This is a genomic window from Halomonas sp. V046 (assembly GCF_052645355.1).
Genome location: NZ_JBQXYF010000009.1, coordinates 204,922 through 222,508, shown reverse-complemented (window position 1 = coordinate 222,508; position 17,587 = coordinate 204,922). Strand labels below are relative to the sequence as shown.

Below are 17,587 nucleotides of genomic sequence, written 5' to 3'. Positions count from 1 at the left end.
CTGCGTCGGCGCCCAGTTCGCTGGGCCGACAACCAAGGAGATCCTGGCGATGGCGACACTGCCTCCCAAGCACCGTCTGGAATATGGCGATACGGACACCGCCGGCTCTGCCGAGGTGCATCATGACCGGCCCCGGGGGTTGATGCGCTGGGTGTTGACCACCAATCACAAGGAGATCGGCACGCTCTACCTGATCTTCTCGCTGACCATGTTCTTTATCGGCGGGATCTTTGCGCTGGTGGTGAGGGCGGAGCTGTTTCAGCCCGGGCTGCAGCTGGTCCAGCCCGAGTTCTTCAATCAGATGACGACGATGCACGGCTTGATCATGGTCTTCGGGGCCGTCATGCCGGCATTTGTCGGCCTGGCAAACTGGATGGTGCCGCTGCAGATTGGGGCGCCGGACATGGCCCTGCCGCGGCTCAATAACTTCAGTTTCTGGCTGCTGCCGGTGGCGTTCGCGCTGTTGCTGTCGACGCTGATCATGCCGGGTGGCGCACCCAATTTCGGCTGGACCTTCTATGCCCCCCTGTCCACCACCTATGCGCCGCCTTCGACGACCTATTTCATCTTGTCACTGCATATCGCGGGCATCAGCTCGATCCTCGGGGCGATCAACATTATCGCCACCATCCTTAACCTGCGTGCGCCGGGTATGCGTCTGATGGATATGACGCTGTTCGTGTGGACCTGGTTGATCACCGCTTTCTTGCTGATTGCGGTCATGCCGGTGCTGGCCGGTGTGGTGACGATGATGCTGATGGACATTAATTTCGGCACCAGCTTCTTCAATGCAGGCGGCGGCGGCGACCCGGTAATGTTCCAGCACCTGTTCTGGTTCTTCGGTCATCCCGAGGTCTACATCATGATCCTGCCGGCCTTCGGCATCGTCTCGGTGATTATCCCGACCTTCGCCCGCAAGCGTTTGTTCGGCTATGCCTCCATGGTCTACGCCACCGCATCGATCGCCATCCTGTCGTTTCTGGTGTGGGCCCACCATATGTTCGCGGTTGGGCTGCCCCTGGTGGCGGAGCTGTTCTTCATGTACAGCACCATGCTGATCGCGGTGCCTACCGGGGTGAAGGTGTTCAACTGGATTACCACCCTGTTTCGAGGCTCGATCACCTTCGAGCCTGCGATGTTGTTTGCGCTGGCCTTCGTGGTGCTGTTCTCGATAGGTGGCTTTTCAGGCTTGATGCTGGCCATCGCGCCGGCAGACTTTCAGTACCATGACACCTACTTTGTGGTCGCGCATTTCCATTATGTACTGGTACCAGGAGCCATCTTCTCGATCATGGCGGCGGTCTACTACTGGTTGCCGAAGTGGACCGGGCACTATCCCCATCATCGCTTGTCGCAGTGGCATTTCTGGCTGTCGATCGTCGGCGTCAATCTGACCTTCTTCCCGATGCATTTTGCGGGGCTGGCCGGGATGCCGCGTCGGATCCCCGACTACTCGCTGCAGTTTGCCGATTTCAACATGGTCTCGAGCATCGGTGCCTTCATGTTCGGCGCCTCGCAGCTTCTGTTTGTGGTCATCGTGGTGATGTGTGTTCGCGGGGGGCGGCCGGCCCCGGCGAAGGCCTGGGATGGTGGCGAGGATCTCGAGTGGACCGTGCCGAGTCCGGCTCCGTTGCACACCTTCGAGCACCCGCCGCAGTACCGGCCCTTGAAACATGACTGACCGGCGCCGGCGTCGGTGAAAGACACGAATGGCGGCGTAAACGGTGGAGTCGAGTTCGGGAAGGAGCTTGGGACGCATGGCAACGCTAGCGGATGATAGACAGCCTCAAGTGCGGCGCACCGTGGTCAAGACCCTGGTGGTGCTGGCCGGGATGTTTGGTTTTGCCTTCGCCCTGGTGCCCCTTTATGACGTCTTCTGTCAGGTGACGGGGTTGAATGGCAAGACCACAGACACCGCCCAGTCGCTGGTTGCCCAGGATGCGGATGTGTCGCGAACCGTGACCATGCAATTCATCACCCGATCCAGCGCGGGGCTGCCCTGGCAGCTGGAATCCGATATCAGGCAGGTGAGGGTCCATCCGGGGCAGAGCACCGAGGTGTACTTCACCTTCACCAATCTCAGCAGTCACCCCAGCGTTGCCCGTGCCGTGCCCAGCGTGAGCCCCTCACAAGCGTCCCTGCACCTGCGCAAGCTGGCCTGTTTCTGCTTCGAGAATCAACGCCTCGGCCCAGGCGAGAGTTTCGAGGCACCGTTGGTCTTCCAGCTGACGCGGGAGCTTCCTGAGGAGATCAAGACCGTGACCCTGGTCTATACGCTCTACCCTCAGGACGCCGGGGAGAGCGCCTCAGGCGATGGTGCGCTGTCCTCTGGAGGCGGTGCATGAACGCTGACAACCATTGTTTCCGAAACCCACGACCCTTCGTGCTGGCCACGGGATTTCCAGGAGGTGATGCATGAGCGGCGGCAGCTACTACGTTCCGGCGACCAGCCGGTGGCCCATTCTTGGCTCATTGGCCATGGGCACGATGATGGTGGGAACCGGCACCTGGATGGTGCACGGGTCGATCGGTTCGCTGATCATGCTGGTCGGGCTGGTTGGCATCCTGGTGGTCATGGCGTTGTGGTTTCGCGACGTGATCAAGGAGTCCATGCAGGGGCTCTATGACGCCCAGATGGATCGTTCGTTTCGCTGGGGCATGGCCTGGTTCATCTTCTCAGAGGTGATGTTTTTCGGTGCCTTCTTCGGTGCATTGTTCTACGTGCGCAACCTGGCATTGCCGTGGCTCGACGGCGAAGGTGCCAAAGGTGTCGCGGCCTTGCTGTGGCCAGACTTCACCGCTAGCTGGCCGTTGATGAACCCGCCGGATCCGGCGATTTCGGGGCCTGAGCACACCCTGAGCCCGTGGCAGCTGCCGTTGGTCAATACACTGCTGCTCGTATCGTCGAGCATCACGCTTACGGTGGCCCATGAGGCGCTCAAGGACGGCGAGCGGCGCACGGCTCACAATTGGCTGTTTGGCACGGTGCTGCTCGGGGTGTGCTTCATCACTGTTCAGGCGGTCGAGTACTACGAGGCCTACCACCAGATGGGCCTGACCCTGCAAGCCGGCATCTACGGGTCTACCTTCTTCATGCTGACGGGGTTTCATGGCCTGCACGTCATCATCGGCACGATCATTCTGGCGAGCATGCTGATGCGGGTGCGGCGAGGCCACTTCGGTGCCGAGAATCACTTCGGCTTCGAGGCGGCAGCCTGGTACTGGCATTTCGTCGACGTGGTCTGGCTCGGGCTCTTCATCTTCGTATATGTGTTCTGAGCAAGGCGCAACGCTAGCCGAGTTGACCGCTGAGGAACCCGTAGGCGAGCAGTGCCAGGAGGGTCGCGGCCAGGGAGACACGAATCTTCAAAGAGGTCAGCAACCGCCGAGAGTCGCTGGTGTCCTTGAGCAAGAAGCCCACCCCGGCGGCGAGGCTGGTCAGCATGGCCACGAAGACTATTGCTATCAGGATCTTGAGCAGCATGGTGCGATTCCGTCATGGGGCAGGTGAAAAGGGTCAGGGCGCGCGGCCGCGGGGGCGGCTGGTGGGGTGGTGCCTGCTATGCCTCGCACTGATGGCCTTGGGCATAGGGTTGGGACTATGGCAGTGGGAGCGGGCCGCCGGCAAGCGCGTCTATCTCGAAAAGCTTGCCGCAGCGCCGACGCTTCAGGCGCCGGCCACGCAGCCGATGGACGGCAGCCGGGTGGTTCTGCAGGGGCGTTTCATCGCCGTGGACACGCTGTTTCTCGACAATCGGACCTTCGATGGTCGGCTGGGGGTGGCGGTACTGACCCCGCTTGTCGATCGCAGCGGACGGCGCTGGCTGGTCGACCGGGGCTTTCTGGAGATGGGGGTGTCGCGGCAAGCGCCGCGGGTCGAGACGCCTTCCGGGGAAGTGCGCATCGTGGCACGCTGGCAAGAGGCCGGCGATCGCGCGCCGATCTTCGGTGACAACCGCGAGGGAGAGCGGTTACAGCGGATCGAACTCGGCGCCTGGCGTGATGGCTTCGCCTTTCCGGGATGGCTGCATCAGGAGGCGGGCGATGGGTTTCTGGAAAGCTGGTGGACGCCCAACGTCATGCCGCCTGAGCGACACCTGGCCTACGCGTTCCAGTGGTGGGGGCTCTCGCTGGTGGCATTGGTGGCATTGGTAGTGGGGGCACGGCGCCTGTCGGCAGATCGACGCCAGACACCGTGTCCGGGAAAGCAGGGAACAGGATCCCAGGAGGCAGGCGGATGACTCATCAGGCATGGCAGAAGCTCAAGCTGATCGCGCTGATCGCGATCTTTCTCCTGCCCATGGCGGTGGCCTGGGGGATGGTGCAGTGGGGGGTCGGTATTCCGGAAGGGCGCACGGCCCATGGTGACCTCGACCTGGTCTTGCCGGAGCTCGATGACTGGCCGCTGGAGCGCAGCGGAGAAGTGGGGCCGGATGACTGGGTGATGGTGTATGCCTGCCAGGCCGGCTGCGAGCAGGACGCCGATCGCTGGTGGCGATTGCATCGTGCCCTCGGCAAGGATGCCCATCGTATCAGCCGCATTCGTATCGGCGGGCAGGACAAGGCGCTCCCTGGCGAGCGCTTAGCGCACTGGCGGGGCGAGGCGCCCAAATGGCAGGCCGGGCGCGCGCTGTGGATTGCCGATCCCGAGGGTCGTATTGCACTCGCCTATCCGGCACAGGTGGAGACGGCCGCGGTGCTCGATGATATCGAGAAGCTCTTGAAGATGAATCCGGAATCACCGATGACGCCGCTGCGCGATGAGGGGGAAGGAGGGCGAGGCGATGTCTGAGGCCATCTGTTCACGCTTGACACTGTTGCGCACACTTAGCCTGGTGGGGGCGGTCTTTACGGCGGTGGTGATTCTCGCCGGCGCCTGGACGCGGCTGCTGGATGCAGGCCTTGGCTGCCCCGACTGGCCGGGGTGCTACGGCGCGCTGGTGGTGCCCGATGCCGGCCGCGCATTGTTACATAGCCCCGAGGTGCCGCTGGAGGCCTCGAAGGCCTGGATGGAGATGATTCATCGCTATCTGGCCACCCTGCTGGGGTTGCTCGCCATGACGCTGGTGGTCTTGAGCTGGCGGTTGCGGTGCCTGTCGGGCTTTCCCTGGCGCCTGATCGTGGCGCTGTTCACGATGTTGATGATCCAGGGCGCGTTCGGTGCCTATACCGTGACGCTCAAGCTATGGCCGCAGGTCGTGACCCTGCATCTGCTGGGCGGTTTGTCGGTGATGACGCTGTTTATCTGGTTGCACCTTCGTCTACGCCGCGTGGCGCGTCGTCAAGGTCGCCTGCCGTGTCGCCCGTTGGGCCGCTTGTGGTGGCTGGCGGCGGTGTTGCTGGTGCTGCAGTTGGGGCTTGGCGGCTGGACCTCGAGCAACTACGCCGGTATCGCCTGTCAGGGGTTTCCCACCTGCAATAGTCAGTGGTGGCCCGAGACCGACTGGGGAGAAGGGTTTCATCTCACCCAGACGGTCGGTCCGAACTATCTCTATGGGCAGCTCCATGCGCAAGCTCGCAGCACCATCCACTTGGCCCATCGAGTGGGCGCATTGCTGCTGGCCGTGACGCTGGTCCTGCTGGTCGTCAGGCACTGGCAGGAAGCGCCCCTGAGGCCATGGCTTGCCAGCCTGGTGGGTGCCTTGCTCCTGCAGGTAGCGCTGGGTGTGGCCAATGTCCTGCTGTGGCTGCCGCTGGGGCTGGCGCTCTTGCATACGGCGGGCGCGGTGCTTGTGGTGTTTGCCTTCACGCTGTGTTGCTGGAAACGCCGGCAGGGCCTGAGCCTCGCCGCCGTCGCCAAGACCCAAGGAAAGCGCGGAGGCTGGCTGCATGCGTGAGTCATTGCTGTTACCCCCCCGGTCGGGCAGTCATCTCGCGGTCCTTCAGGACCTGGTGGCGTTGTGCAAGTGGCGAGTCGTGGCGGTCATGCTGGTCTGCTCCCAGGTCGGCATGCTGCTGGCCGCACCAATGCCGCCGCTGTCCACGGTGATCTTCGGGCAGCTCGGGATCGCGCTTGCCGCCGCCGGTGCCGCCGCGATCAATCATGTGGTCGACCGGCGCCTCGACGCCTTGATGCGCCGAACGTCACGCCGGCCTCTCGCCTCGGGCCGTCTCTCGCTGCCGCTGGCGCTGACCTGGGCGATGGCGCTATCGGTTTCCGGCATCGCGCTCCTGGCACTCATGGTCAATACGCTGACGGCCTGGTTGACGCTGGCTTCGCTGATCGGTTACGCCCTTGTCTATACGTTGTTTCTGAAGCGTGCCACGCCACAGAATATCGTGATTGGGGGCGTCGCCGGCGCGGCGCCGCCGCTGCTGGGGTGGACGAGTGTGACCGGTACCCTGGGGCCCGAGCCGCTGCTGCTGATGCTGATCATCTTCGCCTGGACACCACCCCATTTCTGGGCGTTGGCGATTCATAAGCGCGAGGAGTACGCCCAGGCGGGGGTGCCGATGTTGCCGGTGACCCATGGTGAAGCCTTCACCCGCTTGCAGGTCTGGCTCTACGGCTGGCTGACGGTGGCGGCGACCCTGCTGCCGTTTGCCATCGGCATGAGCGGTTGGCTCTATCTGGTCGGCGTCAGCGTATTGAATGTTCGCTTCATGGTCTGGAACCTGCGGGTGTGGCGGGGGCGTGATGAGCAGGCGCCGATCCGCGCCTTCTGGTTTTCCATCCGCTATCTGCTCGGGGTTTTCCTGCTATTGCTGGCCGATCACTACCTGGCGATGGCGTGGCATTGAGCGTGCAAGGCGTCGCGCTGACGGCAGGTTCGTGAGATCGCCTTGTTGGGCTTTTCTGCGCCGGGTGGGTGTGTAGAATGCAGCCTGCACACACCACATCGGGGAAGCTTCATGTCCATGACTCTGGCCCTGGGCCTGCTGGTCCTCGGATTCGCGATCATTGTTGCGTTGGCCTGGTATGCTTGGTCACTGCGAAAGGAAGTTGGCCGCCGGTCGGCTTTTCGTCGCGATGAAGAACGGCGCGCCCAGGAGAATGGCCTGGAGAATCTTGGATTCGTGGCGGCGGCACTCGCGCAGCGTCAAGTTGACGTTACCGAAGGTGCCTGGCGGTGCAAGGTGCTGCTCGAAGTGATCGATCCATCGTTGCTGGATCGGCAGGAATTTCAGGCCTTTGGCGAGGTTTATGAACGCACCCGGCACCTCCATACGCACCAGGCACGGAAAGCCTTGACGGCGCAGCAGCGCTTCGCCGAAGACAAGCAACGTCTGGCGGTGGAGGAGGAGTATCGGGACGCCGTGCTGGCTGCGGCACAGGCCGCGCTGGATTTTCAGGCCCGTTACCCCGACAGTCTCCACTGAGATTTGCGAACAGCGTTCGAAAGGGCGTGACAGCGCATCAATTCTTATGCATATTTGATTGTACAGAAATGATACGCCATCATGTTTTACTGCAAGGGATCGGTCGCGACGGCAGTTCGCTGCGCGATTACGCCGATGGCGAAAGGCGTTGACTTGTTCTCGTCTACAAGACTGGCTAGGCGAAACATTTCATGCTTTTCTTGCCAGTGAGGAAGTGGGGTACTTATCCTGTTTCTCGTTCGGCACATCATTGGACCCGCTGAAGAACAGGGTTACCCGGTATTCAGCATTAGTGTCAAAAGAAGAAGGAGTCTTACATGAAAAAATCAACGACTGGCTTGCTGCTCGGTTCTGCTCTGGTTGTCGGCCTTTCCGGCTGCGCCAGCTCCGCTTCACAGTCTTCCTCCGGCATGAGCGCTTCCAGCGAGAAGGCCTGGTATCAGCATCCGCTGGTCTGCGGTCTGGCTGGCGGCCTGATCGGTGGTGGTATCGGCTACGGCACCACCAGCGATTCCGATGAAGACACCGGTGCTGCTGTTGGCGCAACCGTGGGTACCGTTGCCGGTGCTCTGCTGTGTGCCGAGCCGAACAAGGAGCCGATGGAAGCCGCTCCGACCGACAGCGATGGCGACGGTGTCTATGACGCCAACGACCAGTGCCCGGGTACTCCGGCTGGTGTCGCCGTGGACGCGGTCGGCTGCCCGCTGGACTCCGACAACGACGGCGTGCCGGACTTCCAGGACCAGTGCCCGGGTACCCCGGCTGGTGTCGAAGTCAACGCTCTGGGTTGCGAGAAGGACCTGGTCCTGCGTGACGTGAACTTCGAGTTCGACTCCGCCACCCTGACTGCTCCGGCAGAACAGGTTCTGGCCGGCGTTGCCGAGCGTCTGCGTGCCAACCCGAACGTCGGCGTGCGCATCGAAGGTCACACTGACTCCGTGGGTTCTGACACCTACAACAAGCAGCTGTCCCAGGAACGCGCTACGTCCGTCGCTCGCTATCTGGCCAGCCAAGGCGTTCAGCCGAACCGCATGCGTGCCATCGGTTACGGTGAAGAGCAGCCTGTCGCTACCAATGACACCGACGCCGGCCGTGCCGAGAATCGTCGCGTGGAGCTGGGCGAGTGGCAGTAAGCCTGGTGTAAAAACCGGCTTTGACCCTTCGTGATTCCCGGTGCTGAACCGGAAGTCGCGAACTCAACGAGGCGCCTTCGGGCGCCTCGTTGCGTTTACGACCGGCTGCGCGGTGGCGGAAAGCCGGTGCAGGAGTGGCGCGGCAGCAAGCCATGGCGCACCAGGGGCCGATTCTGCTAGTCTATGGCGCTGTTTCACCCCACGAATCAATCTGATGGCGACACGTGATCCCTGGTATGGATCACCACTGCGCACAAGGACAGCCTTCATGCCCATCGTGACACTGCCCGACGGCAGTCAAAGAACCTTCGATGAACCGGTCAGCGTCATGCAGCTGGCCGAGAGTATCGGGCCGGGCCTTGCCAAGGCCTGTGTGGCCGGCAAGATCGACGGACAACTGGTCGACGCTGCCGACATGATCGATAGCGATGCGACGGTGGCGATACTGACCGCGCGCGACGAGGAGGGCGTCGAGATCATTCGCCACTCCTGTGCTCACCTGATCGGCCATGCGGTCAAGCAGCTCTACCCCGAGGCCAAGATGGCGATCGGCCCGGTCATCGACGATGGGTTCTACTACGACGTTGATTTTGGCCAGTCGATCACGCCAGACGATCTGGAGACCATCGAGAAGCGCATGAAGCAGCTGATCGATGAAGAGTACGACGTCGTTCGCGAATACGTTGATCGCGACAAGGCGATGCTGGCATTTCTGCATCGTGACGAACCGTACAAGCAGGAAATCGTGCGTGATATTCCCGAAGAGGCGACCATTCGTCTCTATCATCACCAGGAATATACCGACATGTGTCGGGGCCCCCACGTCCCCAATACGCGGCATTTGAAGGCGTTCAAGCTGACCAAGCTGGCCGGCGCGTACTGGCGGGGTAACGCCGAGAACGCGATGCTGACACGCATCTATGGCACCGCCTGGGGCGACAAGAAGCAGCTCAAGGCTTACCTGCATCGCCTCGAAGAGGCCGAAAAGCGAGATCACCGCAAGCTGGCGCGTCGTCTCGATCTCTTCCATATGCAGGAAGAGGCGCCCGGCATGGTGTTCTGGCACCCCAACGGCTGGACCCTGTGGCAGCGGGTCGAGCAGTACATGCGTGGCGTGTACAAGGAGGGCGGCTACCAGGAGATTCGTTGCCCGCAGATCATGGACGTGTCGCTGTGGAAGAAGTCGGGGCATTGGGACAACTACGCCGATGGCATGTTCTTCACCGAATCGGAGAAGCGGGAGTACGCGCTCAAGCCGATGAACTGCCCGGGCCACGTTCAGGTGTTCAATTCGGGCCTGCGCAGCTATCGCGAGCTGCCGGTGCGCTTCGGTGAGTTTGGTGGCTGCCACCGCAATGAGCCGTCCGGCGCCTTGCACGGCATCATGCGGGTGCGTGCTTTCACCCAGGATGACGGCCATGTGTTCTGCACCGAGGCTCAGGTCGAGCCCGAGGTCACGAGCTTTCATCGTCAGGCGCTCAAGGTTTACAGCGATTTCGGGTTCGACGATATCGCCATCAAGATCGCCCTGCGTCCCGACAAGCGTATCGGTGACGATGATGTCTGGGATCGCGCCGAGGACGCTTTGCGCGGTGCGCTCAGGGCCTGCGACGTCGAGTGGCAGGAACTGCCCGGCGAGGGCGCCTTCTATGGTCCCAAGATCGAGTACCACATGAAGGATTGCCTGGGGCGTGAGTGGCAGGTAGGCACCATGCAGGTCGATTTCATGATGCCCACTCGCCTCGGGGCTCAGTATGTTACCGAGGCTGGCGAGCGCAAGGCGCCGGTCATGCTGCATCGAGCCATCGTTGGTTCGATGGAGCGCTTCATCGGTATCTTGATCGAGCACTACGCCGGTGCCATGCCGCTGTGGCTTGCTCCTGAGCAGGTGGTGGTCATGATCATCACCGATGCCCAGCGCGATTACGCCGAAAAACTGACCTCTCGGCTGCAAAAAATCGGTCTTCGCGTCAAGTCGGACTTGAGGAACGAGAAGATCGGCTTTAAAATTCGCGAGCATACGTTGCAGAAGGTCCCCTATCTCCTGGTGGTCGGAGATAAGGAAGTCGAGGCCGACTCGGTGGCGGTGCGCACGCGCACCGGCGAAAATCTGGGCACCATGACGGTGGATGCCTTCATCGAGCGAGCCCAGGCCGAGCGGTACTAACGGGGAGGTGGCATGTGGCCGCCCCTCGAGCGACATCTTCCTAAGCAAAAGTGGAGACGGAACCATCAAGCGAAGCAACCCCAGAGGACGCCCCCAAGACAAGCGTCCGCCAATGAACGATCGCATCACCGAAGATCAGGTCCGCCTGATCGCCAGCGACGGCGAACAGCTCGGTATCGTAGAAACCAGCGATGCACTCGAGCGCGCCGAGTCGGAAGGGATGGATCTGGTTCAGATTTCTAATGCCGACCCCATCGTCTGCAAGATCATGGACTACGGCAAATTCGTCTTCGAGCAGAAGAAGCAGAAAGCTGCTCAGAAGAAGAAGCAGAAGCAGATCCAGGTCAAGGAAGTCAAGTTCCGGCCTGGCACCGACGAGGGCGACTATCAGGTCAAGATGAAGAACCTGATCCGGTTCCTCGAAGGTGGCGACAAGGGCAAGGTCACCCTGCGTTTTCGCGGGCGTGAAATGGCGCACCAGGACATCGGCCGCAAGCTGATGGAGCGGATCGCTGCGGACCTCGAGGAACTCGGGACCGTGGAGTCCTTCCCCAAGATGGAAGGCCGCCAGATGATCATGATCATTGCCCCCAAGAAGAAGTGATTCGACGGCCAGTCAAACGGATCGCCGACCCCAGGGTTGGCGATAGGCCCCGAATTTTCTCAATAATCCATGAGCGGAGTTTATCCTCATGCCGAAGATCAAGAGCAACAGTGGCGCCGCCAAGCGCTTCAAGAAGACCGCGAACGGCTTCAAGCACAAGCAGTCTTTCCGTAGCCACATTCTGACCAAGAAGTCCACCAAGCGTAAGCGTCAGCTGCGCGGCATGCAGCAGATCCACGATGCCGACAAGGCACTCGTGCGTCGCATGTTGCCGTACATCTAACACCCTTGGTGAACCGTTTTTAACGTCAGGAGAAAGCTATGACTCGTGTCAAGCGTGGTGTCGTCGCTCGTCGTCGTCACAAGAAGATTCTTAAGCAGGCCAAGGGTTACTACGGTGCCCGTTCGCGCGTTTTCCGCGTCGCCAAGCAGGCGGTCATCAAGGCCGGTCAGTACGCCTATCGCGACCGTCGTCAGCGTAAGCGTCAGTTCCGTGCCCTGTGGATCCAGCGTATCAACGCTGGTGCTCGTCAGCACGGTCTGTCCTATAGCCGCTTCGTCGGTGGCCTGAAGAAGGCCGGTATCGAGATCGACCGTAAGGTCCTGGCTGACCTGGCCGTTCACGAGAAGGCGGCCTTTGCTGCCATCGTCGAGAAGGCCAAGGCTGCCCAGTAAGTGAGTCCGATTATCGGACGGCGCTCTCTGGCCTGCACGCCCCCAGGGCTTGCGAGTCGAGGACACTAGCCAGTCTTGGCTAGGCTCGGAGAGAGCGCCAGACCATGATCGTCCCAGGGGAAGAGCAGCCGCTCTTCCCCTGTTTTTTTAGGCGATTCTTTTTTCTCAATGCGTCAGATCAACGATATCGGAGCTCTACGGATGGACCACCTTCCCGAACTGGTTCAACAAGCTCGTGAGGCCATCCAGGCCGCCGACGGCATCAGCGCGCTGGACGATATTCGCGTGCGCTACCTGGGCAAGAAGGGCGAGCTGACGGCGCTGCTCAAGGGGCTAGGCAAGCTGCCCCCCGAGGAGCGCCCGGCGGCGGGGGAACGCATCAACCAGGCCAAGCAGGCGCTGGCCGGCGAGCTGGAGGCCCGCCGCGAGAGGCTGGCCCAGGCCGCCCTGGACGAGCGTCTCGCCGCGGAACGCCTCGATGTCACCCTCCCAGGGCGTGGGCAGCCCGGTGGCGGTCTGCACCCGGTGACGCGCACCCTCGAGCGCATCGAGGGGCTGTTCCAGCGCATCGGCTATGACGTTGCCGTCGGTCCTGAACTCGAAGACGATTACCACAACTTCGAAGCGCTCAACATTCCGGCCCATCACCCCGCTCGGGGGATGGCCGATACGTTTTACTTCGACGCCACTCGGCTGCTGCGTACCCACACCTCACCGGTGCAGGTGCGCACCATGAAAGACGCCGAACCGCCGATCCGCATCGTGTGTCCTGGGCGCGTCTATCGCAGCGACTCCGATTTGACCCACACGCCGATGTTCCATCAGGTCGAGGGGCTGCTGATCGATGAAGGCGTCAGCTTTGCCGACCTGAAAGGCACTGTGGAAGACTTTCTGCATGCCTTCTTCGAGCGCGACGATCTTTCGGTGCGTTTCCGTCCGTCCTACTTTCCGTTTACCGAGCCGTCGGCGGAGGTCGATATCGCCTGTGTGATGTGTTCCGGCGATGGTTGCCGGGTCTGTTCGCACACCGGCTGGCTCGAGATCATGGGTTGCGGCATGGTGCACCCGGAGGTCTTTCGTCATGGCGGCATCGACCCCGAGCGCTACACCGGTTTTGCCTTCGGCATGGGGGCGGAGCGCCTGGCCATGCTGCGCTACGGCGTGAACGACCTGCGTCTGTTCTTCGACAACGACCTGCGCTTCCTGCGCCAGTTCCACTGATCCATTCGCGGCCGGGCCTGGTCATCAAGGCCCCGGCCGCCTGAACAGAACGCCTCACAGGACGCAACAGGAGTCGTCATGAAAGTTTCCGAACAGTGGCTGCGTGAGTGGGTCTCACCGCAGCTTTCGACCCAGGGCCTGGCCGACCAGATCACCATGGCGGGCCTCGAGGTCGACGCCGTCGCGCCGGTAGCCGCGGCATTTTCCGCGGTCGTGGTCGCCGAGGTGGTCGAGAAGGTCCAGCACCCGGATGCCGACAAGCTCAATGTCTGTCAGGTCGAAGACGGTAGCGGCGAGCGTGTGCAGGTCGTCTGCGGCGCACCCAACGTCGCCGTGGGTCAGCGCATTCCGTTCGCGCGGGTCGGAGCGGTGCTGCCCGGCGACTTCAAGATCAAGAAGGCCAAGCTCAGAGGCGTCGAGTCTCGCGGCATGATTTGCTCGGCCTCCGAACTCGGCCTCGAGGAGGGCACCTCCGAGGGTATTCTGGTGTTGCCCGTCGAGGCGCCGGTGGGCGATAGCCTGCGTGATTACCTCGGCCTTGACGATCACACCATCGAGGTCGACCTGACGCCCAACCGGGGTGATTGCTTGAGTGTCCAGGGCCTGGCGAGGGAGGTCGGGGTCCTGAACCGCCTCCCGCTGACCGCGCCGGCGGCGCGTGAAGTGCCGCCGACTCACGATGCGGTGTTCCCGGTTCGCGTCGATGACCCCGAGCTGTGCCCGCGCTACATCGGGCGCCTGATCAAGGGCGTCAATATCGCCGCCGCGACCCCGACCTGGATGGTCGAGCGGCTGCGTCGAAGCGGCGTACGCAGCATCGACCCGGCGGTGGATGTGACCAACTACGTGATGCTGGAGCTCGGGCAGCCGTTGCACGCCTTCGACGTGGCGAATCTCAGCGGTGGCGTTGTCGTGCGTCTGGCGCGTCAGGGCGAAGAGCTGGTGTTGCTCGACGGGCAGACCGTCGCACTCGATGCCTCGACCCTGATCATCGCCGATGACAAGGGGCCCTTGGCCCTGGCCGGTATCATGGGGGGCGAGCACTCCGGCGTTGCCACCGAGACACGCGACATCTTCCTCGAGGGTGCCTTCTTCACCCAGTTGGCGGTCGCCGGCAAGGCGCGTTCCTACGGCCTGCATACCGATGCCTCTCATCGCTTCGAGCGTGGCGTGGACCCGTCCCAGACCCGTCGAGCCATCGAGCGGGCGACCGAGCTGTTGTTGGCGATCTGCGGTGGCGAGCCGGGGCCGATCAATGATCAGGCCAGCCCCGCTCACCTGCCCGCCGTCCAGCAAGTGACGCTGCGCCGCGAGCGGCTTGCACAGGCGCTGTCCAAGCGCCTTCCCGATGCCGAGGTCGGCGAGATCCTCGAGCGGTTAGGCATGCTGGTCGAGGACGGCGACCACGGCTGGAGCGTCAAGGTGCCGTCCTGGCGCTTCGACGTGTCCATCGAGGAGGACCTCGTCGAAGAGGTCGCGCGTATCCACGGATACAACCGTTTGCCGGTGCGTCGTCCGGCGGTGCGTCTGGCGCTGAGGCCGGACGATGAGGCCGCCAGCCCGCTCGCCAGCCTGCGCCGTCAGCTGACCGCACGAGGCTATCAGGAGGCGATCACCTATAGCTTTGTGGCGCCGGAGCTGCAGCAGGTGTTGCTGCCTGAGGCGGTGTCACCGACGCTTGCCAACCCCATCTCCGCGGATCTGTCGGTGATGCGCGCCAGCCTGTTCCCGGGATTGATCCGGTCGTTGGAGCATAACCTCAATCGCCAGCAGAGCCGTGTGCGGCTGTTCGAGAGTGGCCTGGTGTTTCGCGGCGAGCTCGATGACCTGGAGCAGCTCCCGATGATCGGTGCCGTGGCCTGTGGCTCGCGGCTCCCCGAAGGCTGGACCGGCGGTCGTGAGGCGGTCGATTTCTTCGATCTCAAGGGCGACCTGGAGAGCCTGCTGGGCGTCGCTGGCGATGCCGATGCCTGGCGTTTCGAGGCCGGTGTTCATCCGTCGCTGCATCCCGGGCAGTGCGCACGGATTCTCCATCGCGGCGAGGAGGCCGGCTGGATCGGTACCCTGCATCCCGCCGTTCGCGCCAAGCTCGGCCTCAAGACCGATGCGGTGCTGTTCGAGGTGCGCCTCGATGCGTTGACGCGGGGGCGCGTCCCGGCCTTCAAGCCGTTATCGCGTTTTCCCGAGGTGCGCCGTGACCTGGCCTTCGTAGTGGATGAGCATGTCGCGGTGCAGTCTCTGCTCGATAGCGCCCGCCGTCAGGCCGGTGAATGGCTCAGCGACATCGCCCTGTTCGACGTCTATCAGGGCAAGGGGGTGGCCGATGGTCGTAAGAGTGTGGCTCTAGGCTTGACCTGGCAGCATCCTTCGCGCACGCTAAATGACGATGAAATCAATCAGTTGGTCGATGCCATCGTCGCTGCGGCTCAGCAGCAGCTCAGTGCGGAGCTGCGAGCAGGGTCGCAAGGGTGATCGCCGCCGAAGGGACCGGCGTGGACGGAGGGCTTGACCACCACCGTGAGGAACAGCACATGGGAGCGTTGACCAAGGCGGAATTGGCCGAGCATCTGCACACCGAGCTTGGCCTCTCGAAGCGTGAGGCGAAGTCCATGGTGGAAGCCTTTTTCGAGGAAATCCGCTCCTGCCTGCGGGAAAACGAGCAGGTCAAGCTGTCGGGGTTCGGCAACTTCGACCTGCGCGACAAGCGCGAACGGCCGGGGCGTAACCCCAAGACCGGGGAGGAGATTCCGATCTCTGCCCGGCGAGTGGTGACCTTTCGGCCGGGGCAGAAGTTGAAGAGTCAGGTCGGCAGCGGCGACGACGACGAATGACCCCTCGGCCAGTCCGTCTGGCCGAGGCGCTCGAGACGCTGCATTGGTAGAGAAGTGCCGGCTCCCTCAGGAGCCGGCATTTTTTATGCCCGACGCGGGCAGCCGCAAGGGCGGCGGCCGCTGAGCCGATCTCTCAACAGACCCTTGCGGTCGGCCTTTCTGGTGCGGTGCCCTGAGGGTTATCACAACGGCGCTAGCCGATAGACCGGTTGTCCGCGGCTATGGCTAGACGCCTTGGCTCTCGAGGTACCAGGTGATGACCACCTTCAGCACATAGCCGAGCATGCCGGCGCCGAGGACGATGAACAGCATGATGGTGCCGAAGCGGCCGGCCTTGGACTCGCGCGCCAGGTCCCAGATGATGAAGCACATGAAAATGATCAGGCCGCCGATCATGATCGGTGTGATCCAGGTGTCGAAGGCTGCGCGCATGGTAGGGCTCCTTGGTCGTGGTGGGGGAAGTGGGCATCGGTGTGGCGCGTGGCGCAGGCTTAGGTTGACACACAGGGCGGACGCTGGACTGCCCGGGAGTGAGCCGGGGGGGGCGGCCGCGTGGCAACCGCCGCTGATCGGTCCCCGTCGCGGTGGGCCCATGGTATCGCTTTGCGCCTTTTGGTGCAGGTTGTCCGAGGATGCGCCGGACCGTGCTTGCGTGCTAGAATCCGACCAAAATCCTCAGGTAATTCCACGACATGCCCATGCTTAAGATCCTTGTTGGCACCATGTATGGTGGTGCCCTCGACGTGGCCGAACAGGTCAAGCCGCTGTTTGAAGATGCGGGCTACGAGGTTGCCATCGTTGAGCAGCCGACGCTTGCCGACATCACCGGCGAAGACACCGACCTTGCGCTGTTCTGCCTGTCGACCACCGGTAGCGGTGATTTTCCGGGTAACTTCGTCCCCTTCGTGCGTGAACTTCAGGACAAGAGCCCAGGGCTGGCGGAGCTTCGTTATGGGCTTATTGCCCTCGGTGACAGCTCCTACGGAGACACCTTCTGCGGTGCCGGTCGGCGCCTCGATGACCTGCTTCAGGACCAGGGGGCTCAACGCCTGGATGAGCGTCTCGAGGTCGATGCCATGGAGACCTTCATGGCCGATGATGCCGCGCTTCCGTGGGTCGAGGCCTGGATTGCCGGCCAAGACCTGAAGGTGGTCTGATGGCGACCCGAATCGCGAGTGCGGCTCGCTTGAGCCTGATGGTCGGGCTGATGGTGGTGATGGCGCTGGCGGTGCCTCGCTACCAGATGGAAGGGCATGCTACCCGCGAGACCCTGATGTGGGGGATGCTCGCTGTGGTGGCGGTGGCCACCGTCATTCAATGGCGCCTGCTCGATGGCGACGGCCGCTCGCGCGTATTGCGGCTGTTGTTTATCTTGCTGGGCAGCCTGGTGCTCGGGGTGCTCGGCATGGTGCTCTACAAGCTCGTAGTCGGCGGCGTGGTGGTCAGCGTCATTACGCTTTCGCAGGGCACCACGGCGGGCCTGGTGCTGCATGCGGTGGTATTGCTGTGGCGCGAGAAGGCCTAGTCGGCTCGCGCTGAGAGGCTACGATCCCCTGACGACAACGCCCCCGATACTCGCGTATCGGGGGCGTTGTCGTTAGCGGGAGGCGTCGGGTGCCGATGCCGTCCCGTGCCT

At 62.7% G+C, this 17,587-nt stretch carries 20 protein-coding genes; 18 read left to right on the top strand and 2 right to left on the bottom strand.

Translation table 11 applies throughout. The annotated features are described in order from the left end of the window. Nucleotides 1–49: 49 nt before the first annotated feature. The 3 genes from ctaD (at nucleotide 50) to ACUN9Y_RS14195 (ending at nucleotide 3,279) form a co-directional block, all read left to right on the top strand. A complete protein-coding gene (gene ctaD / locus ACUN9Y_RS14205) occupies nucleotides 50–1,681 on the top strand; it encodes a cytochrome c oxidase subunit I (protein ID WP_445461368.1) in 1,632 nt (543 codons plus the stop codon). A 76-nt stretch (nucleotides 1,682–1,757) separates the two neighbouring features. Next, a complete protein-coding gene (locus tag ACUN9Y_RS14200; RefSeq protein WP_445461367.1) occupies nucleotides 1,758–2,345 on the top strand; it encodes a cytochrome c oxidase assembly protein in 588 nt (195 codons plus the stop codon). A gap of 70 nt (nucleotides 2,346–2,415) precedes the next feature. Further along, nucleotides 2,416–3,279, top strand: coding sequence for a cytochrome c oxidase subunit 3 (locus ACUN9Y_RS14195; protein WP_445461366.1), 864 nt, complete (start codon nucleotides 2,416–2,418; stop codon nucleotides 3,277–3,279). Nucleotides 3,280–3,292: 13 nt separating this feature from the next. Here the strand turns inward: ACUN9Y_RS14195 and ACUN9Y_RS14190 are convergent, their stop codons facing one another. Beyond that, a complete protein-coding gene (locus tag ACUN9Y_RS14190) occupies nucleotides 3,293–3,484 on the bottom strand; it encodes a DUF2909 family protein (protein ID WP_445461365.1) in 192 nt (63 codons plus the stop codon). Between ACUN9Y_RS14190 and ACUN9Y_RS14185 the strand changes: the two genes are divergently transcribed. The 13 genes from ACUN9Y_RS14185 to ihfA all read left to right on the top strand — a co-directional run bounded on the left by ACUN9Y_RS14185 (nucleotide 3,483) and on the right by ihfA (nucleotide 15,951). After that, nucleotides 3,483–4,241, top strand: coding sequence for an SURF1 family protein (locus ACUN9Y_RS14185; protein ID WP_445461364.1), 759 nt, complete (start codon nucleotides 3,483–3,485; stop codon nucleotides 4,239–4,241). The two genes, ACUN9Y_RS14190 and ACUN9Y_RS14185, sit on opposite strands and share 2 nt — an antisense overlap. Then, nucleotides 4,238–4,792: a hypothetical protein gene (locus tag ACUN9Y_RS14180; protein WP_445461363.1), complete on the top strand. Its 555-nt coding sequence runs from the start codon at nucleotides 4,238–4,240 to the stop codon at nucleotides 4,790–4,792. The genes ACUN9Y_RS14185 and ACUN9Y_RS14180 overlap by 4 nt, the downstream gene beginning before the upstream one ends. Beyond that, nucleotides 4,785–5,837 (top strand): COX15/CtaA family protein, encoded by a 1,053-nt coding sequence (locus ACUN9Y_RS14175; RefSeq protein WP_445461362.1) that lies wholly within the window; start codon nucleotides 4,785–4,787, stop codon nucleotides 5,835–5,837. Before ACUN9Y_RS14180 ends, ACUN9Y_RS14175 begins: the two co-directional genes overlap by 8 nt. Beyond that, nucleotides 5,830–6,741, top strand: a complete 912-nt coding sequence (gene cyoE, locus ACUN9Y_RS14170; protein WP_445461361.1) for a heme o synthase — start codon at nucleotides 5,830–5,832, stop codon at nucleotides 6,739–6,741. The genes ACUN9Y_RS14175 and cyoE overlap by 8 nt, the downstream gene beginning before the upstream one ends. 111 nt (nucleotides 6,742–6,852) lie before the next feature. Further along, complete coding sequence (locus ACUN9Y_RS14165) at nucleotides 6,853–7,320, top strand: DUF2489 domain-containing protein (RefSeq protein WP_445461360.1); 468 nt, start codon at nucleotides 6,853–6,855, stop codon at nucleotides 7,318–7,320. A 317-nt stretch (nucleotides 7,321–7,637) separates the two neighbouring features. After that, nucleotides 7,638–8,453: an OmpA family protein gene (locus ACUN9Y_RS14160; protein ID WP_445461359.1), complete on the top strand. Its 816-nt coding sequence runs from the start codon at nucleotides 7,638–7,640 to the stop codon at nucleotides 8,451–8,453. A 268-nt stretch (nucleotides 8,454–8,721) separates the two neighbouring features. Further along, nucleotides 8,722–10,620, top strand: a complete 1,899-nt coding sequence (thrS, locus tag ACUN9Y_RS14155) for a threonine--tRNA ligase (protein WP_445461358.1) — start codon at nucleotides 8,722–8,724, stop codon at nucleotides 10,618–10,620. Between the two features lie 7 nt (nucleotides 10,621–10,627). Then, the gene (gene infC, locus ACUN9Y_RS14150) at nucleotides 10,628–11,224 is read left to right on the top strand and encodes a translation initiation factor IF-3 (RefSeq protein ID WP_445461408.1); all 597 of its coding nucleotides are present in this window, start codon (nucleotides 10,628–10,630) and stop codon (nucleotides 11,222–11,224) included. An 88-nt stretch (nucleotides 11,225–11,312) separates the two neighbouring features. Further along, nucleotides 11,313–11,507 carry a 50S ribosomal protein L35 gene (gene rpmI / locus ACUN9Y_RS14145; RefSeq protein WP_021817420.1) on the top strand — a complete coding sequence of 65 codons (195 nt, stop codon included), beginning with the start codon at nucleotides 11,313–11,315 and terminating at the stop codon, nucleotides 11,505–11,507. Nucleotides 11,508–11,545: 38 nt separating this feature from the next. Beyond that, on the top strand, nucleotides 11,546–11,899 hold the full coding sequence (gene rplT, locus ACUN9Y_RS14140; protein ID WP_021817421.1) for a 50S ribosomal protein L20: 354 nt from the start codon (nucleotides 11,546–11,548) through the stop codon (nucleotides 11,897–11,899). 201 nt (nucleotides 11,900–12,100) lie between these two features. After that, entirely contained in the window at nucleotides 12,101–13,120 is a 1,020-nt protein-coding gene (pheS, locus tag ACUN9Y_RS14135) for a phenylalanine--tRNA ligase subunit alpha (RefSeq protein WP_445461357.1), read from the top strand. A gap of 78 nt (nucleotides 13,121–13,198) precedes the next feature. Then, a complete protein-coding gene (gene pheT / locus ACUN9Y_RS14130) occupies nucleotides 13,199–15,592 on the top strand; it encodes a phenylalanine--tRNA ligase subunit beta (protein WP_445461356.1) in 2,394 nt (797 codons plus the stop codon). Between the two features lie 59 nt (nucleotides 15,593–15,651). Beyond that, a complete protein-coding gene (ihfA, locus tag ACUN9Y_RS14125) occupies nucleotides 15,652–15,951 on the top strand; it encodes an integration host factor subunit alpha (RefSeq protein WP_445461355.1) in 300 nt (99 codons plus the stop codon). A 225-nt stretch (nucleotides 15,952–16,176) separates the two neighbouring features. Here ihfA and ACUN9Y_RS14120 read toward each other — a convergent pair whose 3' ends face one another. Then, the gene (locus tag ACUN9Y_RS14120) at nucleotides 16,177–16,383 is read right to left on the bottom strand and encodes a DUF2788 domain-containing protein (protein ID WP_445461354.1); all 207 of its coding nucleotides are present in this window, start codon (nucleotides 16,381–16,383) and stop codon (nucleotides 16,177–16,179) included. Nucleotides 16,384–16,643: 260 nt separating this feature from the next. Here ACUN9Y_RS14120 and ACUN9Y_RS14115 point away from each other — a divergent pair, with 260 nt between their 5' ends. Both ACUN9Y_RS14115 and ACUN9Y_RS14110 read left to right on the top strand, forming a co-directional pair. Next, a complete protein-coding gene (locus ACUN9Y_RS14115; RefSeq protein ID WP_445461353.1) occupies nucleotides 16,644–17,108 on the top strand; it encodes a flavodoxin domain-containing protein in 465 nt (154 codons plus the stop codon). After that, the gene (locus ACUN9Y_RS14110; protein ID WP_445461352.1) at nucleotides 17,108–17,476 is read left to right on the top strand and encodes a hypothetical protein; all 369 of its coding nucleotides are present in this window, start codon (nucleotides 17,108–17,110) and stop codon (nucleotides 17,474–17,476) included. The genes ACUN9Y_RS14115 and ACUN9Y_RS14110 overlap by 1 nt, the downstream gene beginning before the upstream one ends. Nucleotides 17,477–17,587 lie beyond the last annotated feature (111 nt).

What these genes read in the sequence shown, in the direction of transcription:
- ctaD (WP_445461368.1), top strand. Translation starts at nt 50, where the DNA reads ATGGCGACACTGCCTCCCAAGCACCGTCTGGAATATGGCGATACGGAC.
- ACUN9Y_RS14200 (WP_445461367.1), top strand. Translation starts at nt 1,758, where the DNA reads ATGGCAACGCTAGCGGATGATAGACAGCCTCAAGTGCGGCGCACCGTG.
- ACUN9Y_RS14195 (WP_445461366.1), top strand. Translation starts at nt 2,416, where the DNA reads ATGAGCGGCGGCAGCTACTACGTTCCGGCGACCAGCCGGTGGCCCATT.
- ACUN9Y_RS14185 (WP_445461364.1), top strand. Translation starts at nt 3,483, where the DNA reads ATGGTGCGATTCCGTCATGGGGCAGGTGAAAAGGGTCAGGGCGCGCGG.
- ACUN9Y_RS14190 (WP_445461365.1), bottom strand. Translation starts at nt 3,484, where the DNA reads ATGCTGCTCAAGATCCTGATAGCAATAGTCTTCGTGGCCATGCTGACC.
- ACUN9Y_RS14180 (WP_445461363.1), top strand. Translation starts at nt 4,238, where the DNA reads ATGACTCATCAGGCATGGCAGAAGCTCAAGCTGATCGCGCTGATCGCG.
- ACUN9Y_RS14175 (WP_445461362.1), top strand. Translation starts at nt 4,785, where the DNA reads ATGTCTGAGGCCATCTGTTCACGCTTGACACTGTTGCGCACACTTAGC.
- cyoE (WP_445461361.1), top strand. Translation starts at nt 5,830, where the DNA reads ATGCGTGAGTCATTGCTGTTACCCCCCCGGTCGGGCAGTCATCTCGCG.
- ACUN9Y_RS14165 (WP_445461360.1), top strand. Translation starts at nt 6,853, where the DNA reads ATGTCCATGACTCTGGCCCTGGGCCTGCTGGTCCTCGGATTCGCGATC.
- ACUN9Y_RS14160 (WP_445461359.1), top strand. Translation starts at nt 7,638, where the DNA reads ATGAAAAAATCAACGACTGGCTTGCTGCTCGGTTCTGCTCTGGTTGTC.
- thrS (WP_445461358.1), top strand. Translation starts at nt 8,722, where the DNA reads ATGCCCATCGTGACACTGCCCGACGGCAGTCAAAGAACCTTCGATGAA.
- rpmI (WP_021817420.1), top strand. Translation starts at nt 11,313, where the DNA reads ATGCCGAAGATCAAGAGCAACAGTGGCGCCGCCAAGCGCTTCAAGAAG.
- rplT (WP_021817421.1), top strand. Translation starts at nt 11,546, where the DNA reads ATGACTCGTGTCAAGCGTGGTGTCGTCGCTCGTCGTCGTCACAAGAAG.
- pheS (WP_445461357.1), top strand. Translation starts at nt 12,101, where the DNA reads ATGGACCACCTTCCCGAACTGGTTCAACAAGCTCGTGAGGCCATCCAG.
- pheT (WP_445461356.1), top strand. Translation starts at nt 13,199, where the DNA reads ATGAAAGTTTCCGAACAGTGGCTGCGTGAGTGGGTCTCACCGCAGCTT.
- ihfA (WP_445461355.1), top strand. Translation starts at nt 15,652, where the DNA reads ATGGGAGCGTTGACCAAGGCGGAATTGGCCGAGCATCTGCACACCGAG.
- ACUN9Y_RS14120 (WP_445461354.1), bottom strand. Translation starts at nt 16,383, where the DNA reads ATGCGCGCAGCCTTCGACACCTGGATCACACCGATCATGATCGGCGGC.
- ACUN9Y_RS14115 (WP_445461353.1), top strand. Translation starts at nt 16,644, where the DNA reads ATGCCCATGCTTAAGATCCTTGTTGGCACCATGTATGGTGGTGCCCTC.
- ACUN9Y_RS14110 (WP_445461352.1), top strand. Translation starts at nt 17,108, where the DNA reads ATGGCGACCCGAATCGCGAGTGCGGCTCGCTTGAGCCTGATGGTCGGG.